Here is a 26668-nt window from a genome sequence, read left to right on the forward strand (position 1 = left end):
CTGCCAAAGACCAACAACGGTGTAGGTGAGTAAAATACATCAACCATCATCTTGTTAGTCTACGGAAGTTATGGCGGGGATGCTGCTTTCCGTTCGTCTCTTCGTCAAACCCTGACCACTAGCTGTTTTTCCGACTATGAACGCGTTGTCAAATTCATCCAACCGCCGGACGTTCCTGAAGCAGGCAACCGGACTGGCTGCTTTCTATATTGTTCCGCGGCATGTGCTTGGCCGGGGATTTGTAGCGCCCAGCGATCAGATTACCATCGGGTTTATTGGGCTGGGTCGACAAAGCAACGGCTTGCGCGGTCAGTTTCTGAAAAACGGCGGTCGCGTTATTGCCGCCTGCGACGTTGATGCCAGTAAAGTAGGCTCCTTTGCCGACGCGGTCAATACGCACTATGCAGCCCAGGCAGATAAAGCCACCTACCAGGGCTGCGAACGCTATGATGATTACCGAAAACTGCTCGACAATAAAGCCATCGATGCCGTCGTCATTGCTACACCCGATCACTGGCATAGCGTCATCGCCATTCAGGCAGCCAGAGCGGGCAAAGACATCTACTGCGAAAAGCCACTCTCGCTGACAGTAAAGGAAGGCCGCGACATGGTCAAAGCTACGCGCCGGCATAAACGCGTATTTCAGACCGGGAGTATGCAGCGATCATGGCCCGAGTTCCGGCAGGCGGTTGAACTGGTCCGGGGTGGCTTCATTGGCAACGTCAGAACCGTGAACATCAACGTCGGCGGCCCACCGCGGCCATGGGACCTGGAGGCTCAGCCACTCCCAGCCGGCGTGAACTGGGATGCCTGGCTTGGCCCAAATACCGTAACCCGTCCGTATAACGGCGTGCTCTTACCGACGCCCAACGATAAGTTCTGGGGAAAATGGCGCGACATTGATGAGTTTGGCGGGGGCGGCATGACCGATTGGGGGGCTCACATGTTCGATATTGCGCAGTGGGGACTCGGCATGGACAACTCGGGACCTGTGCAGCTTACTCCCCCAACCGACGGAAGTGGTAAAGGGCTGGTCTACCAGTATGCCAATGGGGTTATTATGAATCACCAACCGGTTGAGGGCAGGCAGTATTGTCACTTCATCGGTACCGAAGGTGAAGTGAAAGTTGGCCGTGGCGAGTTGATAACAACGCCGGCCAGCTTAAAAGACAAAGTAATAGCCGAATCAGACCGCCACGTTTACTTCAGCGAAAACCACTACAAAGACTTTCTTGACGCCATCAAAACCCGCAAAGCTCCCATTTGCGACGTAGAAGTGGGGCATCGCACAGCCTCGGTCTGCACAATCGGCAACATTGCCTACCGGCTCAAGCGTCCCTTACGCTGGAATCCTGATAAAGAAACCTTTCAAAACGACCCGGAAGCTAACCAACTTCTCAGTAGACCCATGCGAAAAGAGTGGTCCGTCTAAAATTCCGTATCTTTGCGGGCCGATAAGCAGGACGCGACCATGATAACGCATTTCCATCGACTCGACGAACTTGATGCCGTTGCCCACCAGCTGCTTGCCGAAGGGCGAACCCAGTCGGTCTGGCTGTTTGAGGGTGAGATGGGAGCGGGAAAAACAACCCTCATCAAGGCCTTATGCCGGGCCCTGGGCGTCGTTAGCATGGTCCAAAGCCCGACGTTTGCTATTGTAAACGAATACACGACCCACGAAGGCCATTCCATTTACCATTTTGATTGTTACCGGCTCCGAAACGAAGCCGAAGCGTTGGATATTGGTATGGAAGAATACTTCGATTCGGGCAACTACTGCTTTGTCGAGTGGCCGGAACAGATTCCATCGCTCTGGCCCGCAACCTATTACAAAGTTCATATCTCGGCCGACTTAGACGGTCGCCGGACGGTTGAAACGCAGTCGGTTTACTAGTGCTCAGCTATTGATCGAAGGTTATCCATTTCTGAGGATAGCCGCTATCGATCAATGCCTGACTACTGAAAACTAAAAAAAGGTGACTGGATTCGAAGAACTGGCCAAACAAACGGCCCTATATCCTAAAGAAGCTCCGCTGGCCCTGAAGACCAGCAGAAACAGCCTGCTTATCGGTCTGCCCAAGGAAGTGTCGCTTCAGGAAAACCGGATTGCGCTGACGCCCGAAGCCGTAGCCATTCTGGTGCGCAACGGCCACAATGTTATCGTTGAGCGGGGAGCCGGCGAAAAAGCCAAGTTCTCAGACACCGAATACAGCGAAGCGGGGGCGCAGATTGCCCAGTCGGCCCAGGAGGTATACGAAGCCAACCTGATCTTGAAGATTGAACCGCTCGTTTATAGCGAATTCGATCATGTCCGATCAGGGAGCACGGTTATTTCGGCACTCAACCTGCCGGCTCACGAACGTGGCTATTTCGAAAAAATCAACGAAAAAAGCATCACCGCCATCGGGTACGAGTTCATTCAGGACAAGGCCGGTAATATGCCGGTGATCCGGTCGATGAGCGAAATAGCGGGCAGTGCCGTGATGCTCATTGCGGGCGAATACCTGAGCAATGCCGACAATGGCCGGGGCATTATCCTGGGCGGTATAACGGGCGTTCCGCCGACCAAAGTGGTTATGCTGGGCGCCGGTACCGTTACCGAATACGCCGTTCGGGCCGCCCTGGGTATGGGAGCCGATATCAAAGTATTCGACAAACACCTCTACAAACTTCAGCGGCTCAAATATGCAGTTGGTCAGCATGTCTATACGTCCATCATCGACTCCGATACCATGGCCGAGGCCATTCAGCGGGCCGATGTGGTTATTGGCGCCATGCGGGCCGAAGACGGACTCAGTCCGGTGGTGGTTACCGAAGAAATGATCGGTCGGATGAAACCGGACTCGGTTATTATCGACGTGTCCATCGACCAGGGGGGCAACTTTGAAACCTCCCGCATGACCACCCATAAGCAACCGACCTTCAAGCATATGGGCGTTATCCATTATTGCGTACCCAACATTGCGGCCCGGGTTGCCTATACGGCTAGTATGGCGCTGAGTAACATCTTCTTACCTTTTCTGCTGGAGACCGGGACCACCGGCGGCATCGAACAGATGATGTATACGAACCGCTGGTTCATGAAAGGTGTTTATGCTCATAAAGGCACGCTTACCAACCTTTACATTGCCCGCAAGTTCAACATGCGTTTCAAAGATCTGCAATTGTTGCTGGCGGCCCGGTTCTAGGTCGAAACGTGTTGATGCTTCGGCGTTTTGCTGACGTATAAACGGTATCCATTCTCATGATCAACCACAGCAACGAAAACACCCTGCTCGACGATGCCAACTCGCCCGAGATCAACAAACAGTTGATGGGGCAGATTTCGTCGGATTTTGTCAAAGTAGCCGACCCGCTAAAGGAAGCCTCCTATCAGATTCGGCAGCGGGGTTTTTCTGACTATCCCGTCTTTGTAGCGTCGCGCCGGGACGTACCCGTAGGCCAGCTCCTGATCGGCATCGGCGAACTGGAGAATCAGTGGTCGTACAAAGCCAGTTTTCTGGATGAATTTGTTCAGCGCGGCCTGATTGGCCCTGAGTCGGTAGACCTCTGGAAAGAGAACTACAAAAAGCCCGACGAATACAGCTGTCTGTTTGTGGTTCATGGCGATTTTGCCGGCTTTGTGTACATTCCCTATCCGGAAGATTAGCCGCTGACAGCCAGGCTACCCAGCCTCTGACAGACCGAATTTTGTGAGCAAAAAGCCAGGCCAGATCGAGATCGGCCTGGCTTTTTGCTGGGCCATGCAATAATACTTTTTCGGGAATAGCCGGGCCGGGATTCGGGCGGCTTTATTCGGTCGGATTGGCAAAAGTTTCTGCCTGCCATGCCGGTAAAACACGCTAACTCACCAGGAGGAAAAGGGCTTAGAATGGGCCTCAGACGCCATTATTGGCACGTAAGCTTACTTTTTTGTATTTTATGGAAATCTTAGCGATTTGGCTAGGAAAAAACCCTTATTTTTTGTATTTTTACAATCTGTAAAGCGCCCTTATACGGGCCGTTTCCTGATCCCCAAACAGCAAATTTTCTGACACTATTCAATTCTGATATGACCAGCGAAACCATCGAAGCAGAATCACCTATTGAGACCGCACCCAACAGCAATTATGGTGCCGACAACATTACCGTTCTGGAAGGCCTGGAAGCCGTTCGTAAGCGCCCGGCCATGTACATCGGCGATGTGGGTATTCGCGGTTTACACCACCTCATCTGGGAGGTCGTTGATAACTCCATAGACGAAGCTTTGGCGGGTCACTGCGACAAGATTACGGTTACGATCAATCCCGACAATTCCATTACAGTACAGGACAACGGCCGGGGTATCCCGACTGGCATTAACACGAAGATGGGCAAGTCAGCCCTTGAAGTGGTCATGACCGTTCTGCACGCCGGTGGTAAGTTTGATAAAGATACGTACAAGGTATCGGGTGGTCTGCACGGTGTGGGCGTTTCCTGCGTGAATGCCCTTTCGACAGACCTTCGCGTAGAAGTGCACCGCGACGGCAAAATCTTTGAACAGGAGTATAAAATAGGCGTTCCTCAGTACGACGTGCGCGTTATTGGCGAAGCCGACGATCATGGCACAACGGTTCACTTCAAACCTGACCCGACCATTTTTACCGAAACCGTTTACAAGTACGACACCGTAGCCGGCCGCCTGCGCGAACTGGCGTACCTCAACAAAGGCATTCATATTTTCCTGAATGACCTGCGCGAGCTGGACGAAGCCGGACAACCGGTCAACAAAGACGACTTTTATTCGCAGGGTGGCCTGGTTGAGTTTGTTGAGTATCTGGATCAGACCCGCCCCTCGCTGGACGGCATGAAGCCAATCTACATGGAGTCGGATAAAGGATCGACCCCCGTGCAGGTTGCGCTCGTCTACAACTACGAAGCCGGCGAGAACGTCCTGTCGTATGTCAACAATATCAGTACCATTGAGGGCGGTACCCACGTACAGGGTTTCCGCTCGGCTTTAACGCGGGTACTGAAAAACTATGCCGACAAAAACCCCGGTGTTCTTCCGAAGAACGTGGGTAAAGTAACCTTCAGTGGCGAAGATTTCCGGAAAGGACTGACGGCCGTTGTGTCAGTGAAAGTACAGGAGCCTCAGTTTGAAGGACAGACCAAAACCAAACTGGGTAATCAGGAGGTCGTAAGTGCTGTCAGCCAGGCTATGGCCGACCTGCTGGAGACGTGGCTCGAAGAAAACCCGAACACGGCCAAAGGTATTGTGAAGAAAGTGCTGGTGTCGGCCCAGGCGCGCATCGCGGCCGATCTGGCCTACAAGCGCATCATGACCGAGCGCAAAGACTTCATGGGTGGTATGGGACTGCCGGGCAAACTGGCCGACTGTTCCGATACCGATCCCGAGAAGTGCGAGCTCTATCTGGTGGAGGGTGACTCGGCGGGTGGTACAGCCAAACAGGGTCGCAACCGGGCTTTCCAGGCTATACTGCCGCTACGCGGTAAAATCCTGAACGTCGAGAAAGCCCTCGAACACCGGATTTACGAAAACGAAGAAATCAAGAATATCTGGACCGCCCTCGGCGTGCGGCTCGAGAAGAAAGATGATGAGACGGTAATGAACCTGGAAAAGCTTCGTTATCACAAGATTATCATCATGACCGATGCCGACGTTGATGGCAGCCACATCCGGACGCTTATTCTGACCCTGTTCTACCGGAACATGAAAGCGCTCATCGACAATGGGTACATCTACATTGCGCAGCCGCCCCTGTATCTGGTCAAGAAAGGGAAAGAGGAGCGGTATTGCTGGACCGAAGTTCAGCGCGAAGCAGCCGTAAAAGAACTGGCCGGAACCGGTCGGGAGGAAAACGTTGGTGTTCAGCGTTACAAAGGACTGGGCGAAATGAACGCCGAGCAGCTCTGGAGCACCACCATGAACCCTGATACGCGTAGCCTGAAAGTGGTTACCGTTGAATCAGCAGCCGATGCTGACCACGTGTTCTCGACGCTGATGGGCGACGAAGTAGCTCCACGGCGAGAGTTTATCGAACGAAACGCGAAGTACGCCCGAATCGATGTTTAACCGAATGATAACATAAAGCGGGCTGTGGGGCCCGCTTTTTTGTTGTATTTGTACGTACGAAATGAACTGAGTATGCGTAACCCCCTTAACTCAAACCGAACGATGCTGAGCACTCTGGTCTCCAGATTTACCCAGCGAAATCCGGATAAGACCTCCCAGACCAGCGATAAAATGGCAAAGGTTAGCGAAAAAGTCAGCAGTGTAATCGATCAGAGCAATTACCTCAGCCGCGATCTTAGCTGGCTCAAATTTAACGAGCGGGTGCTGGACCAGGCCCGCAATGATAGCCGTACGCTGCTGGAACGTCTTAAGTTTCTGGCCATTTCGGCCTCGAACCTCGATGAGTTCTTCATGATCCGCGTGGGTAGTTTGTACAACTACCTGGATTACCAGAAACAACGCGTCGACTATTCGGGGCTGCGGGAAGTCCCATTCAGAAAGGCACTCATGACCACGGCCCAGCAGTTTTGTCATGACCAGCAGGATGTGTTCGTCAACAACCTGCTGCCGCTGTTTGCCGAAAATGACATGCAGCTGGTGGCGTTCAATGCGCTGTTGCCCGACGAACAGCAGGAGGCCAACAACTACTTTGACCGGACTATTTTCCCTACGCTGACCCCAATGCTGTACGACTACACGCACACGTTTCCGGTGCTGTTGGCGAAAGTGCTGATTTTTGGCGTAGTAACTCAAAACCCTGACGGAGCTAACCTGCAAAGTCTGCGGTCAGAAGACGAAGAAGACCGTCAGCGGCTGTCGTTTGTGCAGATACCTGCCAACCTGCCCCGTTTCATGTCGTTCGAACGGGACGAGAAGATCCTGTTCCTGCCTATTGAGGAAGTCGTTCGCCATAATATCAAAAAGCTGTATCGGAATGTAGAAATCTCTTCCGTGAGCCTGTTCAGGATTACCCGGAACGGCGATTTTACGCTGGAAGAAAACGACGATGACGAAGTAGACTTCATTGACGAAGTACGGCAAAAAATCAAGAACAGGCGACTGGGGCGGGTTACCCGGGTCGAAATTGAAGCAGGGGCGATCAGCAAAGATGGCGTTTCGGCTCCGGCCTCGCCCTGGATGATCAATCTGCTCAAAAAACGCTGGGAAATAGACGATCTGAATATTTTCGAATCGCGCACGCTGCTCGACTTTTCGGCCTTCTGGCAAATTATCGGTCTGCCCGATTTTAAGGACGACATGCCCCCGCCCCACCCGCCCGTTCCTCCGCTGGGCCTGGGCCGGGATAAAACCGACAACATTTTTGACCTGATCAAGCAGCGCGACCTGTTGCTGCACCACCCCTATAATAACTTCGAGCCTGTCCTGCAATTGCTCGAGCAGGCCGCCGAAGACCCGAACGTACTGGCTATAAAAATTACCGTTTACCGGCTGGCCAAACGCTCCCGAATTACAGAAGCGCTGCTGAAAGCCGCCGAAAACGGAAAACACGTATCGGTACTGTTTGAGGTGAAAGCCCGGTTCGATGAAGAGAACAACATCCGCGAAGCGCAGCGCCTTCAGAAAGCGGGTTGTTTTGTCATTTACGGCATCAGCCGGTACAAGACGCATACCAAACTGCTGCTGGTGGTACGGAGCGAAGGCACCCGGGTTGTTCGCTATGCCCACATGGCTACCGGCAACTACAATGAAGACACATCTAAACTGTATACCGACATTGGCCTTTTAACTACTAACGAGGTATACACGCAGGACATAGCCGAGTTCTTCAACGTCATTACGGGTCACTCCCTGCCGAACGAATACCAGTATTTGATTACCGCTCCGCGCGACATGCGGGAGCAACTCCTGCGCCTGATCCGCCTGGAAGCCGAAAACGCGCGCCGTGGCTTACCCAGCGGCATCTGCATAAAAGTAAATTCGCTGGAAGACAAAGAGGTCATTGACGAACTCTACAAAGCCTCCGAAGCCGGCGTGCCCGTGCGGCTTATTGTCCGCAGCATCTGTTGCCTCCGCCCCAAACGCGCGGGTCTGAGCGACAACATTACCGTTCGGTCAATTGTGGGCGATTATCTGGAGCACACTCGTATTTACTACTTCCATAACAACGGCGATCCGAAAGTGTACGGGGGCAGCGCCGACGTTATGGTCCGCAGTTTTGACCGGCGCATAGAATCGCTGTTCTTCCTGGCCGACCAGCGGGTTAAACAACTGGCGATGCTCATTCTGGACTACAACCTGCAGGACAACGTGAACGCCTACGAACTAAACGAAGACGGCTCGTTTACGAAGTGTGAAGTCCCCGCCGGAAGCCAACCGTTTAACATGCACAAACGCTTTTTCGACGTAACAGAAAAGCAGGTTACCGAAGCTCATCTTTTCGACCCGGAAATTAAACCGGCCGAGGTGGCCCAAATTGAAGAAGAATACCAGGAAGGTGCCGAACGGGCTATAGCTGACATTTAACCAGCCCTCCAGAACTAACCATATAAGCCGACAGGATTTGTATTTTCCTGTCGGCTTTCATTTGTTTGCCGGGTTGATATTCTGCACTCGTTCCTGCCTTTTTCTTTCTATCTTCGCCATCTTAACTGCAACTGTGTATTTAACCGAATGGATCGTTTTACCGGCCTGATTGGCATCGTTTTAATTCTGGGCATTGCCTACGCCCTTTCCGACAATCGTAAAGCAATCAATTATCGTACTGTTGGCGTAGGGCTGGGTCTGCAGTTTGGCCTTGCCGTATTTGTCCTGAAAACCGACATTGGCCAACAGCTCTTTCAGGGACTGGGCTATTACGTAGACCGCCTGCTTCAAAAGGCCAACAAAGGAGCCGAATTTGTTTTCTCATCGCTTGTCAGAACTGACGTACTGACCCGGGCATTCGGGCCGGGCAATGACTTTATTTTCTTTTTTAAGGTCATACCAACGATCATTTTTGTAGCGGTACTGGTCAATATTTTCTACCACCTCGGCATCATGCAGCGCGTAGTAGCCGTTATGGCCCGGGCTATGAAATGGCTCATGGGGGTTAGCGGAGCCGAAGCCCTCTCCAACGTTGCCAGCACGTTTGTAGGTCAGGTAGAAGCCCAGATTATGATTAAGCCCTATCTCAACGGCATGACCAACTCCGAGCTGCTGGCCAGTATGACAGGCTCGTTTGCCTGCATTGCCGGTGGTGTACTGGCGGTCTATATTTCGCTGGGTGTACCAGCTCCTTATTTGCTGGCCGCCAGCATTATGGCCGCTCCGGGCGCGCTGGTCATCAGCAAAATCGTTATGCCCGAAACACAGATGTCCGAAACCCAGGGCACCGTTAAGGTCGAGATCAAAAAAGCGCACGCTAACCTGCTCGACGCTATTGCCGCCGGAGCCAGTGAAGGTCTGAAAGTTGGGTTTAACGTCATAGCCATGCTGATTGGCTTCATTGCCCTGATCGCCCTGATCGATAGTCTCTTGTTCCGGCTGGGCTTTTATGTATTCAGCATCGACAACCTGAGCCTGAATTTCCTGCTCGGAAAACTCTTCTCCCTGTTTGCCTGGGCAATGGGCGTCCCGGCCAAGGATATTGAAGCGGCTGGGGCCCTGATGGGTACCAAAATGGTTGTCAACGAGTTTGTGGCTTACCTCGACCTGGTCAAGATCAAACAGACACTCGACCCCAAAACCATTGCTATTGTCAGCTTCGCCCTGTGCGGATTTGCCAACTTCAGCTCGATTGCCATTCAGGTGGGAGGTATCGGCGAGCTGGCGCCCAATCGCCGGAGTGATCTGGCCCGGCTCGGCTTCAAAGCGCTGATCTGCGGCACGCTGGCCAGCTACATGTCTGCCACATTAGCCGGGCTCCTACTGTAGCGGTAACGGAACGGCTTACTGACCCAACGTTTTCAGCATGTTGATGTGCGAACTGAGCGCCTGCTGAAAAGAGGGCTTGTTGTTGTATGGAATTCCATACTCTTCGGCCGTTTGCTGCACAATCGGAGAAAGCGCCCGGTAGTGGATGTGCGAGATATTCGGGAAAAGGTGATGCTCTACCTGAAAGTCAAGCCCGCCAATATACCACGACAGGAGCGCCGGACAGGAGAAGTTCGCCGTTGTGTACATTTGATGAATTGCCCAGGTGTTGTATACGCACCCACTCTCATCCGGCTCGGGCTGGCAGGCTCCCTCCACAACGTGCGCCAGCTGAAAAATCGTACTCAGGACAAGCCCGGCGGTAAAATGCATGATGGCAAACCCAAGCAGCCACTGGCCAAACGTCAGATCGGTGACTGCCAGCGGCAAAACGGCAATGAACAATACATATAACAGTTTACTGGTAATTAGCGTCAGGATATTACGTCGGGTAAACGGCTTCACGAGTTTCTGATTGCCCGAGTGGTTGTACTTGTAGGCCGACCGGAAATCTTTCACGAAAAACGAGAACGTCATCAGCCCGTACAGCATGAAAGCGTAGATATGCTGATACCGATGAATCTTCCAGCGCCGATCCCCCTGCGATAAACGTAGTAGAAACTTACCCGTAATGTCCTCATCGACATCGTGGATATTGGTGTAGGTATGGTGTAGGGTATTATGCTGCACTTTCCAGTTCAGTACATTACCACCGAGCAAGTACAGGCAGGAACTGAAGAATGTATTCACCCAGGGTATGCTGGAGAACGAGCCATGGTTGGCATCATGCATGACCGACATGCCTACGCCAGCCGTTCCCAGCCCCATCAGTATGGCCAGACACAAATCCACACCGGGTGAGAACTGGTTGCTGAGAATCAACCCATAGGGTACCAATAGCAACCCTAACATAAAAATGCCCTTCCAAACCAGGAGTTGATCCCCCTGTTTGAGAAGAGCCTTTTCTTTAAAATACTGGTCTATTCGCTCACGCAATACCGGAAAGAAAAGAGACTTATCCTTATTTACAAACCTGATTGTCTCTTTCCTCATAGGTCTACCTGCACCCGCGTTGTATGAACAGTCTTTTCATAACTAAACGTGAAAAAGAAGAATTCTGTATTTAACTAGTAGACTATTAGTGAAGATATAGCTACCGTTCCCGCGGCTCATCACTATTTAATTCACGATCATAAAGTCCGGCTTTGCCGCCATTTTATCTTCTTTGGCTACCGGCAGTCTCATAATCTCGTGTGCATCAACCCGAATGCGGTGCGCCAGCTGGCTCAGCGGCAAATCGTTTCGGTCCGTACCAAAAGGTTCTTCTATTTCGACACCAATCATTTCCAGACCGATCAGGAAATAAGAGGTGACCAGCATTATTGGAATGGTCATGTAGCCGAACCACTCGATGACCGTAAATGGCAATATGCCTAGATAAAAAACCGTGAAGAGTTTGATAAACAGGCTGTAAGAAAACGGAATGGGTGTACTTTTTATACGTTCACAAATACCCGACACGTCGAGCAAACGGTTTATCTGGTCGTTGAGGTTGATCAACTGCGCATCAGTCAGTATCCGGTTGGCGTATAATTGCTCTACCCGCCCCCTGAGCTGGTTAACCACCTCGTTAGGCCAGTTGTCGACCGACTCGAATTCCTTCTGCTGCCAGTCCTCAACCAGCTCCAGTTCGGCAAGCTGTGGTATCTCGCGCAGATGGTTTTTGAGCGCAACCGCAAAGTTTGAGATCGTTTTTGTCAGAAAAAGCCGGTCGGCACGTACTTCCTGCGGTAGCATGGTATTAAACATCACAGACAGGTTTCGCATGGTATTGACCAAAGCGCCCCAGGTGCTGCGGCCTTCGTAGAAGCGATCGTAGGCCGTATTCGTGCGAAAAAGCAGCAGCAAGCTAAGCAGAATGCCCAGGGCCTGCACGTACTGCGATGGCGTGTCTGTCAGACGCAGGTCGAGGTATCGCAATTCGATTACCGTGACAACTGTAACATAGATGGTAACAACACTTAAACGCTTAAGTAACGAAACCGCCGAACTGCCCGTATGAAAGTGCCAGATGGCATCGAGCCAGCCCTTTGTTTTATAAATGATCATGAGTGCGCTGAGCTTTTGCCAGCTGATGTGCCTGACAGCTACCTTATCAACCCGGTACAGCGCGTAAGTGTTTGTACACTAGCTATAGGTTATAATTTTTGTCTAGCGCACTGAATCTCAGTTAATTGTCTTATATCAAGAGAATATTGTAATTTGCCCCATCCAATACAAACAACTGACGCGCCCGAGCGCAGTCATAACTCACGAGTATGATTCAGACCAAACTCATTCCCCGAACGGCCGAGGCCATCGAGCCTCCGATGCTGATTAAAAACCTGCTGGCTCAGTCGCTGAAATACGAACCACACCGCGAAATTATTTACCGTGACCTCTTCCGGATGAACTATGTCGAGTTTAACCGACGGGTTCGTCAGCTGGCCAATGTGTTGACCGAGCGCGGCATAGGACCCGGCGATACCGTCGCGGTATTTGACTGGGATAGTCACCGCTACCTCGAATGTTTTTTTGGGGTGACCAGCCTCGGGGCCGTTCTGCATACGGTTAACGTTCGGCTGTCGTCCGCGCAGATTCTTTATACGATGAATCACGCCCAGGATAAAGCGGTACTCATTCACGAGGATTTCCTGCCGATTCTGAACGCCGTCCGCGGCCAGCTAACCACGGTCGACGAGTTTATCCTATTAAGCGACAAGGTGTATACGGGTGAAGAGCCAGCCATTCCGGCTGGGTTCGCAGGCGAGTATGAGCACTTGCTCAAATCGGCATCCGATGTATATGCGTTTCCGGATTTTGATGAAGATACCTGGGCGACTACCTTCTACACGACCGGTACAACGGGTAATCCAAAGGGTGTGTACTTTTCGCACCGTCAGCTGTTCATGCATACCATGGGGCTGATGACCTATCTGTGTGGCTACCAGGCGGTACCTTTTTCGTCAGTGCAGGACGTGTACATGCCGATTACCCCCATGTTCCACGTCCATGCCTGGGGGTTTCCGTTCCTGGCTACAATGCTCTCAACCAAGCAGATCTACCCCGGGCGTTACGAGCCAGAGATGCTGCTCAAGCTGTTGATGAAAGAAGGGGTCACAATTTCACACTGCGTACCCACCATCCTGAACATGCTGGTCAACAGCCCCGTAGCCAAACAGGTTGACCTCAGTCGCTGGAAGGTAATTATTGGCGGCTCAGCGCTGACGAAGGGCCTGGCTAAGGCAGCACTCGATCTTGGTATTCAGGTGTATCAGGGCTACGGCATGTCAGAAACGGCGCCTGTCATGTCAATAACCCACCTGAACGATCTGGAACGTCAGCTGCCTATCGATCAGCAGGTCGACCTGCGCACCCGCGCGGGACGGATAGCGCCCTTCATTGAGATGCGCCTGATGGACGATAACGGCAACTTTGTACCACACGATGGGCACTCCATCGGCGAAGTCGTGGCTCGTGGGCCGTGGCTTACCCAGGGGTATTACGAAGACCCCGAACGTGGCTCCGAACTTTGGAAAGGCGGCTGGCTTCATACCGGCGACGTGGCCAGCTTAACCCCCGACAACTGGCTTCAGATAGCCGATCGTACCAAAGATGTGATCAAGACCGGTGGCGAGTGGGTTTCTTCGCTCGATATTGAAGACTTATTATCGCAGGTCGAGGGCGTTGCCGAAGCGGCAGTAGTAGGCTTTCCTGACGAGCGCTGGGGTGAGCGGCCCCATGCACTTATTGTACAGAAGCCAGACGCCGGTCTGACGGTAGCCGGTATAAAAGCGAGCTTACAGGCTAAAATTGATCAGGGCCATCTTAACAAGTGGTACCTGCCCGACCAGATCGTGTTTGTACCCGAAATCCCCAAAACCAGCGTTGGTAAAATTGACAAAAAGCGGATCAGAAGCGAGATGAAAACCCTCATTTTAGGGTAAAAAGCGGTATTTTAACGCCCATTATGACGCGTATAGGCCTTCTTTCGGATACTCACTCTTATCTGGACCCTAAGCTGTTCGACCACTTCAACGATTGTGATGAAATATGGCATGCGGGCGATGTTGGGGCCATGACTGTTGTCGATGAGTTACGCGCATTCAGGCCCCTGCGCGTTGTATGCGGCAACATAGATCAGGAGAGTAGTGACCTCCAGGCACATCAGCGGTTCACGCTGGAAGGCCTTGACATATGGATTACGCACATTGGTGGTACGCCCCCCAAGTACAACCCAATCGTTCGCCCTAACCTGCAGATAATGCCCCCGGATATCTTTATTTGCGGCCATTCTCACATCCTGAAGGTGACGCGTGATCCGGGTTTAAACAACCTGTTGTTCATCAACCCGGGAGCCGCTGGCAAGACCGGATTCCACCTCGTCAGAACGGCCATTCGATTCACGCTTGACACGGGTCGGATCAGCGATATGCAGGTCATTGAACTCGGTAAAAAATAAAACGGGTGGGAGACTAATCTCCCACCCGTTTTGTATAAGGTATCATGACTTATAAGGGCAATGATTCCGGCTGCGTTTCGGCAGGTTTGGCTTCGGGGCCAATTTCCTCCTTAATCTCTTCAGCCGTCTTTTTGTTCTTGTAAGCCTGGTAAACCGTTTCCCGTTCAAAAGGCCGCTTACCAATCAGACGAACCAGATCGTTTTGGTACAGAATCTCTTTCTCAAGAAGCTCTTTCGCAATGACCTCAAGTGCCTCCCGTTTGTCGGTGAGCAGATCTTTGGTCCGGCTGTAAGCGATGTCTACAATCTTACGCACCTCTTCATCGATAAACTTGGCCGTTTCTTCCGAATAAGGCTTGTTGAAGCTGTAGTCAGACTGCTTGGAGTCGTAGAACGATACGTTACCGATTTTGTCGTTCATACCGTACATGGTCACCATGCTGTAAGCCAGCTTGGTAATCCGCTCCAGATCGCTTAAGGCGCCGGTCGACACTTTGCCAAAGATCAAATCTTCAGCGGCCCGACCACCCAAAGCCATACACATTTCGTCCATGAGTTGCTCCGTCCGATACAGGTACTGCTCACGGGGCAGATACTGGGCGTATCCGAGCGCTGCTACGCCACGCGGCACGATCGTAACCTTAACGAGCGGATCGGCATGTTCGAGGAACCAGCCCGCAACGGCGTGACCCGCTTCGTGATAGGCTACGATTTCTTTCTCCTCGGGCGAAATCAGCTTGTTCTTCTTCTCAAGACCACCAATAACACGGTCCATCGCGTCCTGGAAGTCTTTCATATCCACCGCTTCCTTGTCGCTCCGGGCGGCAATCAGAGCCGCTTCGTTACAAACGTTGGCAATCTCGGCACCAGCGAAGCCGGGGGTCTGAGCGGCCAGCTCTTTCGGATCAACGTCAGCAGCCAGTTTGATTGGCTTCAGGTGCACCCGGAAAATGGCTTCACGACCAACAATATCGGGCTTATCGATGCTGATCTGGCGGTCAAAACGACCAGGGCGCTGCAGGGCTGAGTCCAGTACGTCGGGGCGGTTGGTAGCGGCCAGAATAATAATCCCGGAATCGGTAGCGAAACCATCCATCTCTACCAGCAGTGAGTTCAGCGTATTTTCACGCTCGTCGTTGGCGCCGGGCATAGACCCGCGGCCCCGCGAACGGCCTACCGCATCGATCTCGTCGATGAAGATAATACAGGGCGCTTTCTCTTTGGCTTGTTTGAACAGGTCGCGCACCCGGGCAGCTCCTACCCCGACAAACATCTCGACAAAGTCAGAACCCGACAGCGAGAAGAACGGCACACCTGCCTCACCGGCTACGGCTTTCGCCAGCAGCGTTTTACCGGTACCCGGAGGGCCGATCAGCAGCGCACCTTTCGGGATTTTAGCCCCGAGTTTGGTGAACTTGGTCGGATTTTTCAGGTAGTCGACAATCTCCTTGATCTCTTCTTTGGCTTCATCGAGGCCAGCTACATCGTTGAATGTAATTTTGACCTTGTTGTCAGCGTCGAACAGCGCGGCTTTCGACTTGCCGATGTTGAAGATTTGCCCACCTGGCCCGCCAGCGCCTGACATCCGGCCCAGCAGGAAATACATGGCCAGAATCATGACGATCAGGAAGCCCCAGGTGCTGATGATACTTCCGATATCGCTTCGTTGCTCAAAGCGGTACTCGATTTTTTCATTATCGGGCACCCCCTGCTGAATGGTATCGAGGTCTTTCTTGAATGTTTCTCCAGACGCAACCTGGAACTGAAAATGCGGACCCTGGTTGGTGCCAAAGTAGGGTTTATCGGCAAACAGGCCCCGGTATTTGGGGCTTTGTGCAGCTTGCTGGGAGAGCGTTACTTCGGCAATCTTGTCGTTTACGACCACTACTTCGGAGACTTCGCGGTCTTTCACCATGCGCTCAAACCGCTTCTGAGAAATCTCACGAGTGGCGGAACTGCGGTTAAAGAACGTTATCCCCAAGATAGCGGCAATCAATAGAGCGACAATCCATCCCTGGAAGTTGGGCTTGCGCGGCCCTCCCCGGGGTACTAACGGATTTCTATTATTGTTTTCTGCCATTTCCTCAGGTTGTACAAACGGATTTCAAAGGGTAACACCGTTTTAATGACTAATGTTTCTACCTTAAAACGGTTAGGACAAACGGTTTATATGCCCTACAAGCGGCCCCGAAACGGTAGTGAGTTTATTTCGGTCGGGCAGCCCTTCACTCAGGCCGCTTCCGAAAAAGCGTTATCGTCAATCAGCTGTATCTCGGCGTCGCCCCAGAGCTGTTCCAGGTCATAAAATGAACGCCGATCTTTCTTAAAAACGTGTGCCACTACGTCTACATAATCCAGCAAAATCCACTCGCGGTTCAGTTTCCCTTCCCGATGCCACGGATCCTGATGGCTGGCTTTATAGACTTCTTCTTCAATAGACGTTGAGATGGCATCGATCTGGGTATCGGAAGTCCCCGAACACAGGACGAAGTAGTCACAAATAGCGTTCTTCACATTCCGCAGGTCCATCACAACAATGTCCTGCCCTTTCTTTTCCTGCATGCCTCTGACCACAAAATCGCGGATCTGTTCAGGCGTAAAATCATTGCTTTGCTTAATTCTCATGCTTTCGGTTTAACATTGCACGATAAGCTAATCAGCGGGTACTTTATCGGTAAAGTAGTGAGCATTGCTCACAGCACCATGTATTAGCTTCCTACTACTAAACTAAACAAAGATTTGTACAAAATCCATCCCAAAACGCATTTTGTCGGGCAAATTTACCAATACCTGCCAAGCTGTCAGTCTACGAACGACGAAGCGTCTGCTTTACTCGCTCATTCCGACGTCGTTGAAGGACTTCTCATCGCAACTGACAATCAGACGGGTGGTCGGGGGCAGCGCGGTAACACCTGGGAAGCCCAGCCAGCCCAGAACCTGACCTTCTCTTTGCTATTTAAACCCACCTTTTTAACCGCCACCGAACAGTTCTGGCTCAATATGGCCGTATCACTGGGGGTGCATGACACCATAGCCCCCCTGGTAAATGGAGACTGTCGGGTCAAATGGCCCAACGACCTGTATATCGGCTTCCACAAGACAGGAGGCATCCTGATCGAGAACACGCTCCAAGGCTACAACCTGGCCTGGTCAGTGGTGGGCATCGGTCTCAATGTAAACCAAACCGAGTTCAGTTATTCAACTGCTACCTCGCTCCAGCAGGAAGCCCCCTTACCCAACGGCTACGATCGGGCCGGGCTCCTGACCATGCTGTGCGAAAAACTCGAAAAGCGGTATCTCCAGCTGCGCGCTGGTCAACGTCAGGTGCTGAAGGCCGACTACATGCAGACGCTGTACCGGTACCAGCAGGAAACCCGCTTCAGCACCGAAGACCGGACATTTATGGGTATGATTATCGATGTCGACGAGACGGGCAGGCTAGTCGTTGCCGAAGCCGGACGAACCCATCGCTTTGGCTTCAAGGAAGTGTCGTTTGTACCCATGACCAGCGAGTAGTTAGTCATTACTCGCTGGTCATGGCAAATTGACGGCTTACCGGATTCCTTCGCCTACCGGATCGCCGATGCAGCCGCTTGGCTCAAGAACGCCCAGTAAAGCGGTGATCGTGGGGGCAATGTCGTGGATATGGGTCCGCCGGAACGTCTGACCCGGACGAACGCCCCACCCGTACAACAGAAAAGGCACGTGTGTGTCGTAATTATAAACCGTTCCGTGAGTTGTTCCGCGGTTACGCCCTTCAAACCAGCCCGCCTGCTGCATCACGTACATATCTCCGCTACGATTGGGAAAATACACGTTACGGAACAAGTTGGTCTGAATATCGGGCAGCGACTCCGCATGTATGTTGTGCAGGTTGATTACATTCACAACCCCGCGCTGTTTGAGCAGTACGCTACTGATCAGTTCGTAGACTTCCTGAATCGCAATTTTCTTCTCCACCAGCAGCGGATGATTCAGGTAGATTTGCTGATTGAAGTAGGTCAGCATCCATTTACCGGGTCCATACGCCTTTTCAAGAGCGGCTTTAACGGCATCGCTAACTTCGCCATAGGATTTCACATCGGCCGGAATGCGGTACTGCTGGGAGAAACCTGGCACATCGGCAGCGCCATGATCAGCGGATAAAAACGCCAGCCACTCCCCTTTGCCAACGGTAGCATCGAGCTGAGAAAACAGTTCGGCCAGCTGCCGGTCGAGACGCAGGTAATTATCTTCGGTTTCGATCGCATGTGTCCCAAAAGCGTGGCCGATATAATCCGGCGAGGAGAAACTGACACACAGCATATCCGTCACGCCACTCTGCCCCAGCTTTTCGCCTTTGAGGGCCGCCAGCGCAAACTCCTTCGTCAGCTGATCACCATACGGGCTGGTGCGCAACACTTCGTATTTGCTGCTGCCCGCCTGTACAACGAACTCATGCGGAAAAACCGATTTGGATTCGCCCGGCAGAGTTGCCTCGTAGGCCTCATCATCAACGGTACTCTCCGTATACTGATCCAGCGGTAATAAGAGCTCCCACTTCTGGCCGATATAAGTCTCGGGCAGCTTCCGGTCGTTGAACGCCTGAACCCAGCGGGGTAGCTCTTTCTGATAAAAAGTACTGCTGATGAACTTACCGTCTTTCGAGTCGAACCAGTAAGCCCCGTTGGCCGCGTGGCCAGCGGGCAGAATAGCGCCCCGGTCTTTGAGCGCTATACCGACTACCTTGGACCGGCCGTCAGTAGCCAGCTTGAGCTGATCGCCAATGGTGGTAACGAGCATATTGCGGGGCGACATCTTGCCGGCAGTACCCGTGTTTCCAATTGTGCTGACGCTGGTATCTTCGGCGCAGTACACCATCCGGCCCAGGTTGCGGTCGTAAAAATCGTTGCCAACAATACCGTTCAGCGCAGGGGCAGAGCCGGTATAAATAGCCGCATGCCCGGGCCCGGTATAGGTGGCCGCATAGTGGTAATGATTATTACGGGCATTGAACCCCTCATCCATCATCCGGCGAAAGCCGCCTTTCCCAAACTTGTCGTAATACCGGTACAGGTAATCATACCGCATCTGGTCAACCACAATACCGACCACCAGCTTGGGCCGTTTCAGGGGCTGGCCGTCGGCGTTGGCTGCCGCCGGCGAAATAACTTTACGAGGACTTGTAGAGCGTTTTGGTTGAGATGGCGTTTGAGCAAAGACCGCTGCCGTGGTCAGTAGCCACCCCAGAAAAGTAAGCAGGCGCATGAAGCCGTATTGTTTATAGGTTCTTGAAACTACCAACAAACATACGAACAAAAGACCGGGCGCCCGTTTATGTATCGTAAACGGAATGTTATCAGCCAGCGCGTATTAACCGAATTTCGTTTACACCTATATCCACCGGTTATACCCAGACATAGTGATTAAACGGGTACTTGTATCAGGAACTGGAAAGGCTGCAAACTTTTTCTAACATTGCCCGTCTTATTACGTTGCTGTACTGGATACAACCCGGGAGCACCTGCTCTCCTACCCCTATGATTCAACTAACCAACCCGGCTACGTTCTGGCTCACCGGGCTATTTTTTTTCCTGGCTATATTTGGGCGGTATGTCTTGTTTTCCCTTGCTTTCTGGTGGCTCTTCAATGTATCTATGAAAGAGCAGTTTGCCAGCCGTGCCGTACAGACCCGGCCCCGAAAAAACGGGCAGGATCGGCGGGAGATTGGGTGGTCGCTCCTCACCTCGCTCATTTTCACGGCCATTGGGCTGAGTGTCATGCTGGCCTATCAGGCTGGGTATACGCAAATCTATACCCGCCTTACCGATTACCCGCTTATCTGGTACCCGGCCAGCATTATACTGACTTTATTTCTGCACGAGACGTACTACTACTGGCTCCATCGGTGGATGCACCGACCGGGTGTTTACCGCTGGGTGCACAAGACCCATCACGACAGTATCACCACATCGCCCTGGACGGCCTTTTCGTTTCACCCGCTCGAAAGTACGCTGCAGGCTATCGTGATTCCGGCGCTGCTGTTCGTGTTTCCGCTTCACGTATCGGCCGTGGGGATTATCCTGATGATCATGACCGTATCGAGTGCCATTAATCACCTCAATACCGAGATTTATCCCCGCGATTTCGATCAGCACTGGCTGGGCCGCTGGCTGATCGGGGCCACGCACCACAGCCTGCACCACGCGCAGTTCCGCTTCAACTACGGCCTTTATTTTACCTTCTGGGATAAATGGATGCGTACGGAGAGTCCGGATTTTCACCGTCTGTTTGGTGAGAAAACGAAGCCGAAGCTGACCAGCGAGCAGGAAATGGTTCATCAAGAATCCTGATCCATCACTTGCTGCGTTCGATCGTATACTGAACCAGCTGATGCAGCGACTGCCGGTACGACGAGTCGGGAAACGAGTTCAGCAACTGCTGCGCTTCGGCTACGTATTGATTCATCGCTTCGGTGGCGTACTCGATACCGCCCGACTGCTTAACGAACTGGATCACCTCGTCTACCTTTTTGGGATTCTCGCTCTCGTTTTTGATGATATTGATAATCCGTCGTTTTTGCAGAAACCCCGCCCGGTTAAGCGCATAGATGAGCGGCAGGGTCATCTTCTTCTCTTTGATATCGATGCCCAGCGGTTTGCCTACTTCTGCCGTACCATAGTCGAACAGATCATCCTTAATCTGAAAGGCAATACCGACTTTTTCCCCGAATGCGCGGGCCTGCTCGATCCGGTCTTTACCGACGCCCGCCGACCGGGCACCTACGGCGCAGCAGGCGGCAATCAGGGAAGCCGTTTTCTGACGGATTATTTCGTAGTATACATCCTCAGTGATATCGAGCCGACGGGCTTTTTCGATCTGTAGCAACTCGCCCTCGCTCAACTCCCGTACAGCCGTTGAAACGATCTGTAACAACTCGAAATCGCCATTATCGACCGATAGCAGTAACCCTCTGGAAAGCAGATAGTCGCCGACCAGTACGGCTACTTTATTTTTCCAGAGCGCATTGATAGAAAAGAAACCACGCCGGTAGTTCGACTCATCGACAACATCATCGTGAACGAGGGTAGCCGTGTGCAGCAGTTCAATCAGCGACGCCCCGCGGTAGGTCGATTCGGTAATTTCGCCACAGACCCCGGCCGTCAGAAAGACAAACATGGGCCGAAGCTGCTTGCCTTTCCGTTTCACGATATAATTCATGATCTGGTCGAGCAGCATGACATCGCTCTTCATCAAGTCCCGGAATTTGTGCTCGAACAGTTTCATTTCGGCAGCAATCGGGGCTTGGATGTCGGCGACGGTGAGGGGCATCTTCGATGAGTAGTAGGCAGTTCTTACGTAATCAGTTGGCAGACCGTAACTGGATCAGCTGGGTAAAAATCGCGCTGCGAACTGCTTACTGCCAACTAAATTTCCGGCAAGTATAGTAAGGAAAGCGGAGACGGGGAAAAACAAGCATAAAAAGGCCGTTGGGTAAACGCAGAATACAGGGTAGCTCGTTTTGATTGTGGTCTAAAAATCATCAATTTACCCGCCCTGATTTCTTCCATTCATCTGCATATGGTCAATAATCCAACGCCCCCTACTCCAACCCATAGTCCTGCTTTTTCAAACCCCAGACACAAAGCGCTGGTGCTGGGTGGTGGTTCGCTCAAAGGCGCCTTTCAGGTAGGAGCCGTTATGGCCCTGTTTGAGTCGGGCTTTGTACCGGATCAGCTCTATGGTATCTCGGTCGGCAGTCTGAACGCAGCTTTTCTGGCTAACGAAGCGGCTCATCAGCACGCCAGTACGGGGCAGGTCGACTGGCCCAAAGCGGGTAAGGCGCTCATCGAATTCTGGATCCGACACATTACCAAACCCGACGATGTAGCCGTAATCCGCTCCCGGTTTGTGATGGGTTATAACACGCTGCTGAGCCGATTTGACGGCCTGCTCGACAACTCCCCCATTCAGAACCTGATCCGGAACCACCTCGACCTGGAAGCGCTCAAAACCGGCCCTGTCAGAATAAAAGTGGGTGCTGTCGATATTATTGAAGGCGACATGCGTTATGCCGACGCCAGCGACCCGAATTTCCTGGATTATATCTACGCCAGCAGTTCATTGCCCTTTTTGATGCCAGCCATCCAGATCGGGGGCGACCACCGTCGGGCGTTTCTGGATGGAGGCCTACGCGAGGTGGCTCCGCTCCGGGTTGCGATTGAAGACGGGGCGGGCGAGATTGCCTGCGTGGCCTGCCACGCCAAGCGCATCTACAACGAGAAGTTTAACTACCGCAATCTGCTTAACCTGATGGATCGGGTGAAAGACATTACGGTTAATCAGCTCGTTAACAACGACATTGCCTGGGCCGAACGCTATGCCGAACGGGAACACCTGCACGGGCGCCAGCTCCACCTGACTATTATCCGGCCTACCGAGCCACTTCATCTAAACATGATGAAATTTACTTCCGATGACATCGGGCGGCTCATTGTCATGGGGTATCAGGCCGGTACAGACGTCATGAAGCTCAGAAAGGGCGATGGTCAGGCAGCCGTTTTGCCATAGTTGTAGTTCGCTATTATAGGCGTAAAATAAATAGAGGCCCTCACCAGATTGGTGAGGGCCTCTATTTATGCAAGGGTAATCAATCCGCTTAGTTGAAGATATAACGCAGACCCAGTTGCGCCTGCCAGCGGTTAGCAATGGCCGAACCAGCCTGGAACGTAGACGTGCGGGGAACCCGGTTAGCCGAATCAAAATAAGGGAACTGGAACACCGGGCGACCCGTAGCGGTTGCGCCTGTGTTATCGTAACCAACGAAGTTGATCGGTGTAGCCGTAGTAGCAAATTGTGCATTACCCCACTCCGAGTTGATCAGGTTGCCTACGTTGAACACGTCGAGCGACACCTGGAACGCGTGACGAGTCTGACCAAAGTTCAACGAAAACTCCTGAAGTACTTTCAGGTCCAGGCGGCTAACAAATGGTGTTTGGGCGCCGTTCCGCTCAGCATACTGACCACGGCGGGTGCTCAGGTAGGGATCCTGATCAATAAAGCGATTAAGATCGGCCCACTGCTGATCTGCCGTATAAACCGTAGCTGATGCACCTGTACCGACGGTAATATTCCGAAGTTGAATATCGGCCTGCGTACGAGGAATAAAGATCAGGTCATTGGTCAGCTGAGCATCACCATTCAGATCACCTGAGTAAGCATATGAGTAGCGGTTTCCTGATGAACCGTTATAGAAGAGCGAAATGGTCGTAGCAGCATGCTTATTCAGGTAATCGAAGCGGTAAGCCGCCACGCCGATGATGCGATGTGGCTGAAGGAAGCTCGAGTACGACAACACGTTTGCGTTAGGATCTCCCGATATTGAGCGATCGCGCCAGATCGACTGAGCAATAGAGCCACCATCGTTAACCGAACGAGAGTCCGTGTACGAGTAAGCTGCTTTGGCGTAAAAACCATTAGCAAACTGCTTCTGAATTTCAGCCGTCAGGTTATAAGAATACCCCTGGTTAGTGTTACGCATCAGAATGGCATCCGTAATGTTCGGGTTAGCCGCCGATACTGCAGTGCCAGAAAGCGTAGCTCCAGTTGTCGGGTTCTGACCATAAATCCGGTTGTAGGCCACTGCCGGGAAACCAGCCGCGTTGTTGGCGTAATAGATGGGTCGGTTATCGCCACCATCGGGTCCACGCAGGTTCTGCGTTGAGTTAGGCAGGTTTACGTTCTGATGATAGACAGCATTGAGGTCTTTGGTATAGATTCCTTCCAGTGTCAGAATGTAGCCTTTACCTAAGTTACGGTCAATACCTAAGTTAGCCCGGAATACTTGTGGGAACTTGAAGTTCGGGTCCGTAATGGCAATATTGTACTGCGTGTTGGCAGCCGCGTTAGCCGGGCGATACCGGTTAACATCGGGGCTGAACGGACGGGCCAAATCACCCGTAGCAGGTGGGTTGTTGATTTGTGAAGAACCAAACAACACCCCGTTATTACTGGCCTGGTTTGAAATCCAGACATACGGCACACGACCGGTGAAGATACCGGCACCACCACGCACCTGGGTGGTTTTGTCGTCTTTAACGTCCCAGTTGAACCCTAAGCGGGGCGAAAACAGGACAGATGCCTTTGGAAACTCAGATGTATTCAGCCGAACGCCTTCTCTGAAATTAGATAACGCAGCCAGGTTACTGTTTTGCTGAATCTCCGTTGGGATCGTAGGTACATCGGCCCGGATACCCAGCGTGAATTTCAGATTGCGGGCAGCCTGGTATTCATCCTGGGCATATACGCTGTACTGAGCCGCTTTGATGTCGGCAAAGGGGAACGCACCACCCGGCAGGGCTGAATACTGGATCTGGAAGCGGGTTGGCTGCGAAATAGCCGTACCACCAGCGATTGGTGTTTGGGTCGCATTGCTGATAAAGGCATCGACGCTGGCAAACTGATATTGGCCCTGATAGTTCGGAGCAAAACCGTTTCGGAAGCTATAGAATTCGTTATACGTGCCCAGCGTAAAGGTATGCTTACCGGCAAAAATGCTGAAGTTATCCGAAATCTGGAATACGTTCGAATTCAGAATGTTGTTGAACGTAAACGGCTCATAACCGAAAGCCGTCAGCTGCTGACCAGCTCCGTTGCCGATATCCACCAGCGGGAAGTCCTGCGGCAGATAGGGGGTTTCCCGGAAATCACGGAAGGCTGAGTAACCGATCTGGAACGTGTTGGCGAACTTACTGCCAAACGTGCTGTTCAACTCGCCGATTACCGACTGCAGGTTGTTGTTGATCCGATAGAAGGAAGCCAGGTAAGGGAGTGCGTTGGCATTAGGACCACGTCCCTGGGCCAAAGCGCCTGATGTTGATGGTGTAATATCAGAGTACGAGGTGAGGAAATTGTACTTGACGTTCAGCTTGTGATTCTGCGAGATGTTCCAGTCTAAACGAGCCGTTCCCTTATCGCTATTGGAAGGCAGCGTGTATCCCTCATAAGGGCCAGGATTAAACCCGTACTGCTGCTGAATAAAAGCTGACAAACGATCCAGGTCAGCTGCTGAAGCTCTGGAAACGTTTGCTCCTGTCAAACCAGGCCGCGACGCTACCCAGTTACCGGGAACACCATCATTCCGGCGCTCGCGCTCATAGTTAACGAACAGGAACAACTTGTTCTTGATGATTGGACCACCTAGCCGGAAACCAACGTTGTTCAGGTTGAAGGCGTTGATTGGCTGTTCCACTCCATTCAGTTTCTTACCTACAAACGATTGGTCACGAACATAATAGTAAACCGAACCCTGAATCTGGTTGGAACCACTTCGCGTAACCGCATTGATGCCAGCCCCTGTAAACGCCCCCTGACGAACATCGTAAGGAGCAATGGCTACCTGAAGCTGATCAATGGCATCGATAGAAATGGGCTGAGCACCCGCCTGTCCACCAACCGTCGACGATAGACCGAAGGCGTTGTTGAAGATAGCTCCGTCAACTGTGAAATTGTTAAATCCTGAGTTCCGGCCTGCAAAGCTCAACCCATTGGCACGGGCATCCAGACGCGTAAAGTCAGCAAACGAGCGGTTCAGCGTTGGTAAGGTCGTAATCTGCGTGTTGGTAATCCCTGTAGCAGCACCCGTTCTATTGTTATTAATTACAGCACTCCGTGAAGACGTTACAACAACTTCAGATAGCTGTTTACCCGCTTCTACCAGCTTTACGTTGGCGTTCGCTGCCGAACCGAGGTTAGCGTACAGATTGTCTACCTTATTGTCTTGATACCCAACATACGTGAATGTTAAGGTATACGGCCCGCCAATACGCACAGCAGGAAACGTATACTGTCCCTGCGCATTCGTTGTTGTTCCGTATTGTGTGCCTGAAGGTGTGTGAACAGCAATGACCGTTGCACCCGGCAAGCCTTCATTGTTGGCGTCTGTAACAGCCCCGCTAATTGACGAGGTGGTTACACCTTGGGCAAAAACTCCGCTACCGCTGAGTAAGGCGAATAGCATACTGCAGAACAACGGGAAAGCTGTCCTGAATTGCAGTAGTTTTCTGTACATAGAAGTGTTTGATTTGGTTTGTAGTTCTGCGAAGCGCATACGGTTAGCTCAAGCCTCGATTCGGCCGCAAAGATGGCATAATTTCTCTCGGGTTACAAAGCAAGCCTTCTTTAAAAAGTACCAACTTAAGTTATTATAGAGGCCAGCATCACGGAATAAGCCAAAAAGGGTCGCTTTACGTTCTATTCACTAATGTTAAGTTTTTGTTAAG

General features: G+C 52.1%; 19 protein-coding genes. 12 read left to right on the top strand and 7 right to left on the bottom strand.

Translation table 11 applies throughout. The annotated features are described in order from the left end of the window. Window positions 1–136 precede the first annotated feature (136 nt). From EQG79_RS27270 to EQG79_RS27300, 7 genes are all read left to right on the top strand, one after another. On the top strand, window positions 137–1432 hold the full coding sequence (locus EQG79_RS27270) for a Gfo/Idh/MocA family protein (RefSeq protein ID WP_077921947.1): 1296 nt from the start codon (window positions 137–139) through the stop codon (window positions 1430–1432). A 39-nt stretch (window positions 1433–1471) separates the two neighbouring features. Then, window positions 1472–1894 (top strand): tRNA (adenosine(37)-N6)-threonylcarbamoyltransferase complex ATPase subunit type 1 TsaE, encoded by a 423-nt coding sequence (gene tsaE / locus EQG79_RS27275; RefSeq protein ID WP_077922058.1) that lies wholly within the window; start codon window positions 1472–1474, stop codon window positions 1892–1894. An 82-nt stretch (window positions 1895–1976) separates the two neighbouring features. Next, window positions 1977–3188: an alanine dehydrogenase gene (locus EQG79_RS27280; RefSeq protein WP_077921948.1), complete on the top strand. Its 1212-nt coding sequence runs from the start codon at window positions 1977–1979 to the stop codon at window positions 3186–3188. Window positions 3189–3244: 56 nt separating this feature from the next. After that, window positions 3245–3649 carry a hypothetical protein gene (locus tag EQG79_RS27285; protein ID WP_077921949.1) on the top strand — a complete coding sequence of 135 codons (405 nt, stop codon included), beginning with the start codon at window positions 3245–3247 and terminating at the stop codon, window positions 3647–3649. Between the two features lie 402 nt (window positions 3650–4051). Beyond that, complete coding sequence (gene gyrB, locus EQG79_RS27290; RefSeq protein ID WP_077921950.1) at window positions 4052–6055, top strand: DNA topoisomerase (ATP-hydrolyzing) subunit B; 2004 nt, start codon at window positions 4052–4054, stop codon at window positions 6053–6055. A 72-nt stretch (window positions 6056–6127) separates the two neighbouring features. Further along, the gene (gene ppk1 / locus EQG79_RS27295) at window positions 6128–8479 is read left to right on the top strand and encodes a polyphosphate kinase 1 (protein WP_129605919.1); all 2352 of its coding nucleotides are present in this window, start codon (window positions 6128–6130) and stop codon (window positions 8477–8479) included. Between the two features lie 147 nt (window positions 8480–8626). Beyond that, a complete protein-coding gene (locus EQG79_RS27300) occupies window positions 8627–9868 on the top strand; it encodes a NupC/NupG family nucleoside CNT transporter (RefSeq protein ID WP_077921952.1) in 1242 nt (413 codons plus the stop codon). 15 nt (window positions 9869–9883) lie between these two features. Here the strand turns inward: EQG79_RS27300 and EQG79_RS27305 are convergent, their stop codons facing one another. Continuing rightward, window positions 9884–10789 carry a fatty acid desaturase family protein gene (locus EQG79_RS27305; RefSeq protein ID WP_240699472.1) on the bottom strand — a complete coding sequence of 302 codons (906 nt, stop codon included), beginning with the start codon at window positions 10787–10789 and terminating at the stop codon, window positions 9884–9886. A gap of 297 nt (window positions 10790–11086) precedes the next feature. Continuing rightward, window positions 11087–12016: a bestrophin family protein gene (locus EQG79_RS27310; protein WP_129605923.1), complete on the bottom strand. Its 930-nt coding sequence runs from the start codon at window positions 12014–12016 to the stop codon at window positions 11087–11089. 209 nt (window positions 12017–12225) lie between these two features. Between EQG79_RS27310 and EQG79_RS27315 the strand changes: the two genes are divergently transcribed. After that, on the top strand, window positions 12226–13893 hold the full coding sequence (locus tag EQG79_RS27315) for a fatty acid--CoA ligase (RefSeq protein WP_129605925.1): 1668 nt from the start codon (window positions 12226–12228) through the stop codon (window positions 13891–13893). A 23-nt stretch (window positions 13894–13916) separates the two neighbouring features. After that, the gene (locus EQG79_RS27320; RefSeq protein ID WP_077921956.1) at window positions 13917–14408 is read left to right on the top strand and encodes a metallophosphoesterase family protein; all 492 of its coding nucleotides are present in this window, start codon (window positions 13917–13919) and stop codon (window positions 14406–14408) included. Window positions 14409–14457: 49 nt separating this feature from the next. Here EQG79_RS27320 and ftsH read toward each other — a convergent pair whose 3' ends face one another. Then, window positions 14458–16488, bottom strand: a complete 2031-nt coding sequence (gene ftsH / locus EQG79_RS27325; protein ID WP_077921957.1) for an ATP-dependent zinc metalloprotease FtsH — start codon at window positions 16486–16488, stop codon at window positions 14458–14460. 149 nt (window positions 16489–16637) lie between these two features. Beyond that, window positions 16638–17033, bottom strand: coding sequence for a ribosome silencing factor (rsfS, locus tag EQG79_RS27330; protein WP_077921958.1), 396 nt, complete (start codon window positions 17031–17033; stop codon window positions 16638–16640). A 114-nt stretch (window positions 17034–17147) separates the two neighbouring features. Here rsfS and EQG79_RS27335 point away from each other — a divergent pair, with 114 nt between their 5' ends. Then, a complete protein-coding gene (locus EQG79_RS27335; RefSeq protein WP_077921959.1) occupies window positions 17148–17924 on the top strand; it encodes a biotin--[acetyl-CoA-carboxylase] ligase in 777 nt (258 codons plus the stop codon). A 36-nt stretch (window positions 17925–17960) separates the two neighbouring features. On the opposite strand, the gene pafA is transcribed toward EQG79_RS27335, so the two are convergent. Further along, on the bottom strand, window positions 17961–19655 hold the full coding sequence (pafA, locus tag EQG79_RS27340) for an alkaline phosphatase PafA (RefSeq protein ID WP_129605927.1): 1695 nt from the start codon (window positions 19653–19655) through the stop codon (window positions 17961–17963). A gap of 272 nt (window positions 19656–19927) precedes the next feature. Here pafA and EQG79_RS27345 point away from each other — a divergent pair, with 272 nt between their 5' ends. Further along, window positions 19928–20740 carry a sterol desaturase family protein gene (locus tag EQG79_RS27345; protein WP_077921961.1) on the top strand — a complete coding sequence of 271 codons (813 nt, stop codon included), beginning with the start codon at window positions 19928–19930 and terminating at the stop codon, window positions 20738–20740. 4 nt (window positions 20741–20744) lie between these two features. Here the strand turns inward: EQG79_RS27345 and EQG79_RS27350 are convergent, their stop codons facing one another. Further along, a complete protein-coding gene (locus EQG79_RS27350; RefSeq protein WP_077921962.1) occupies window positions 20745–21719 on the bottom strand; it encodes a polyprenyl synthetase family protein in 975 nt (324 codons plus the stop codon). Between the two features lie 249 nt (window positions 21720–21968). Between EQG79_RS27350 and EQG79_RS27355 the strand changes: the two genes are divergently transcribed. Beyond that, window positions 21969–22958 (top strand): patatin-like phospholipase family protein, encoded by a 990-nt coding sequence (locus EQG79_RS27355; protein ID WP_077921963.1) that lies wholly within the window; start codon window positions 21969–21971, stop codon window positions 22956–22958. 88 nt (window positions 22959–23046) lie between these two features. On the opposite strand, the gene EQG79_RS27360 is transcribed toward EQG79_RS27355, so the two are convergent. Next, window positions 23047–26406, bottom strand: a complete 3360-nt coding sequence (locus EQG79_RS27360; RefSeq protein WP_165358965.1) for a TonB-dependent receptor — start codon at window positions 26404–26406, stop codon at window positions 23047–23049. Between the last annotated feature and the right edge of the window lie 262 nt (window positions 26407–26668).

The sequence above is a fragment of the Spirosoma sordidisoli genome, from assembly GCF_004138325.1.
GTDB classification, from domain to species: domain Bacteria; phylum Bacteroidota; class Bacteroidia; order Cytophagales; family Spirosomataceae; genus Spirosoma; species Spirosoma sordidisoli.

Bases quoted from the DNA above. Each gene is read 5' to 3' on its own strand.
- pafA (WP_129605927.1), bottom strand. From the start codon at position 19,655: ATGCGCCTGCTTACTTTTCTGGGGTGGCTACTGACCACGGCAGCGGTC.
- EQG79_RS27350 (WP_077921962.1), bottom strand. From the start codon at position 21,719: ATGCCCCTCACCGTCGCCGACATCCAAGCCCCGATTGCTGCCGAAATG.
- EQG79_RS27315 (WP_129605925.1), top strand. From the start codon at position 12,226: ATGATTCAGACCAAACTCATTCCCCGAACGGCCGAGGCCATCGAGCCT.
- EQG79_RS27300 (WP_077921952.1), top strand. From the start codon at position 8,627: ATGGATCGTTTTACCGGCCTGATTGGCATCGTTTTAATTCTGGGCATT.
- EQG79_RS27345 (WP_077921961.1), top strand. From the start codon at position 19,928: ATGATTCAACTAACCAACCCGGCTACGTTCTGGCTCACCGGGCTATTT.
- EQG79_RS27355 (WP_077921963.1), top strand. From the start codon at position 21,969: ATGGTCAATAATCCAACGCCCCCTACTCCAACCCATAGTCCTGCTTTT.
- EQG79_RS27360 (WP_165358965.1), bottom strand. From the start codon at position 26,406: ATGCTATTCGCCTTACTCAGCGGTAGCGGAGTTTTTGCCCAAGGTGTA.
- EQG79_RS27310 (WP_129605923.1), bottom strand. From the start codon at position 12,016: ATGATCATTTATAAAACAAAGGGCTGGCTCGATGCCATCTGGCACTTT.
- tsaE (WP_077922058.1), top strand. From the start codon at position 1,472: ATGATAACGCATTTCCATCGACTCGACGAACTTGATGCCGTTGCCCAC.
- rsfS (WP_077921958.1), bottom strand. From the start codon at position 17,033: ATGAGAATTAAGCAAAGCAATGATTTTACGCCTGAACAGATCCGCGAT.
- gyrB (WP_077921950.1), top strand. From the start codon at position 4,052: ATGACCAGCGAAACCATCGAAGCAGAATCACCTATTGAGACCGCACCC.
- EQG79_RS27270 (WP_077921947.1), top strand. From the start codon at position 137: ATGAACGCGTTGTCAAATTCATCCAACCGCCGGACGTTCCTGAAGCAG.
- ppk1 (WP_129605919.1), top strand. From the start codon at position 6,128: ATGCGTAACCCCCTTAACTCAAACCGAACGATGCTGAGCACTCTGGTC.
- ftsH (WP_077921957.1), bottom strand. From the start codon at position 16,488: ATGGCAGAAAACAATAATAGAAATCCGTTAGTACCCCGGGGAGGGCCG.
- EQG79_RS27285 (WP_077921949.1), top strand. From the start codon at position 3,245: ATGATCAACCACAGCAACGAAAACACCCTGCTCGACGATGCCAACTCG.
- EQG79_RS27320 (WP_077921956.1), top strand. From the start codon at position 13,917: ATGACGCGTATAGGCCTTCTTTCGGATACTCACTCTTATCTGGACCCT.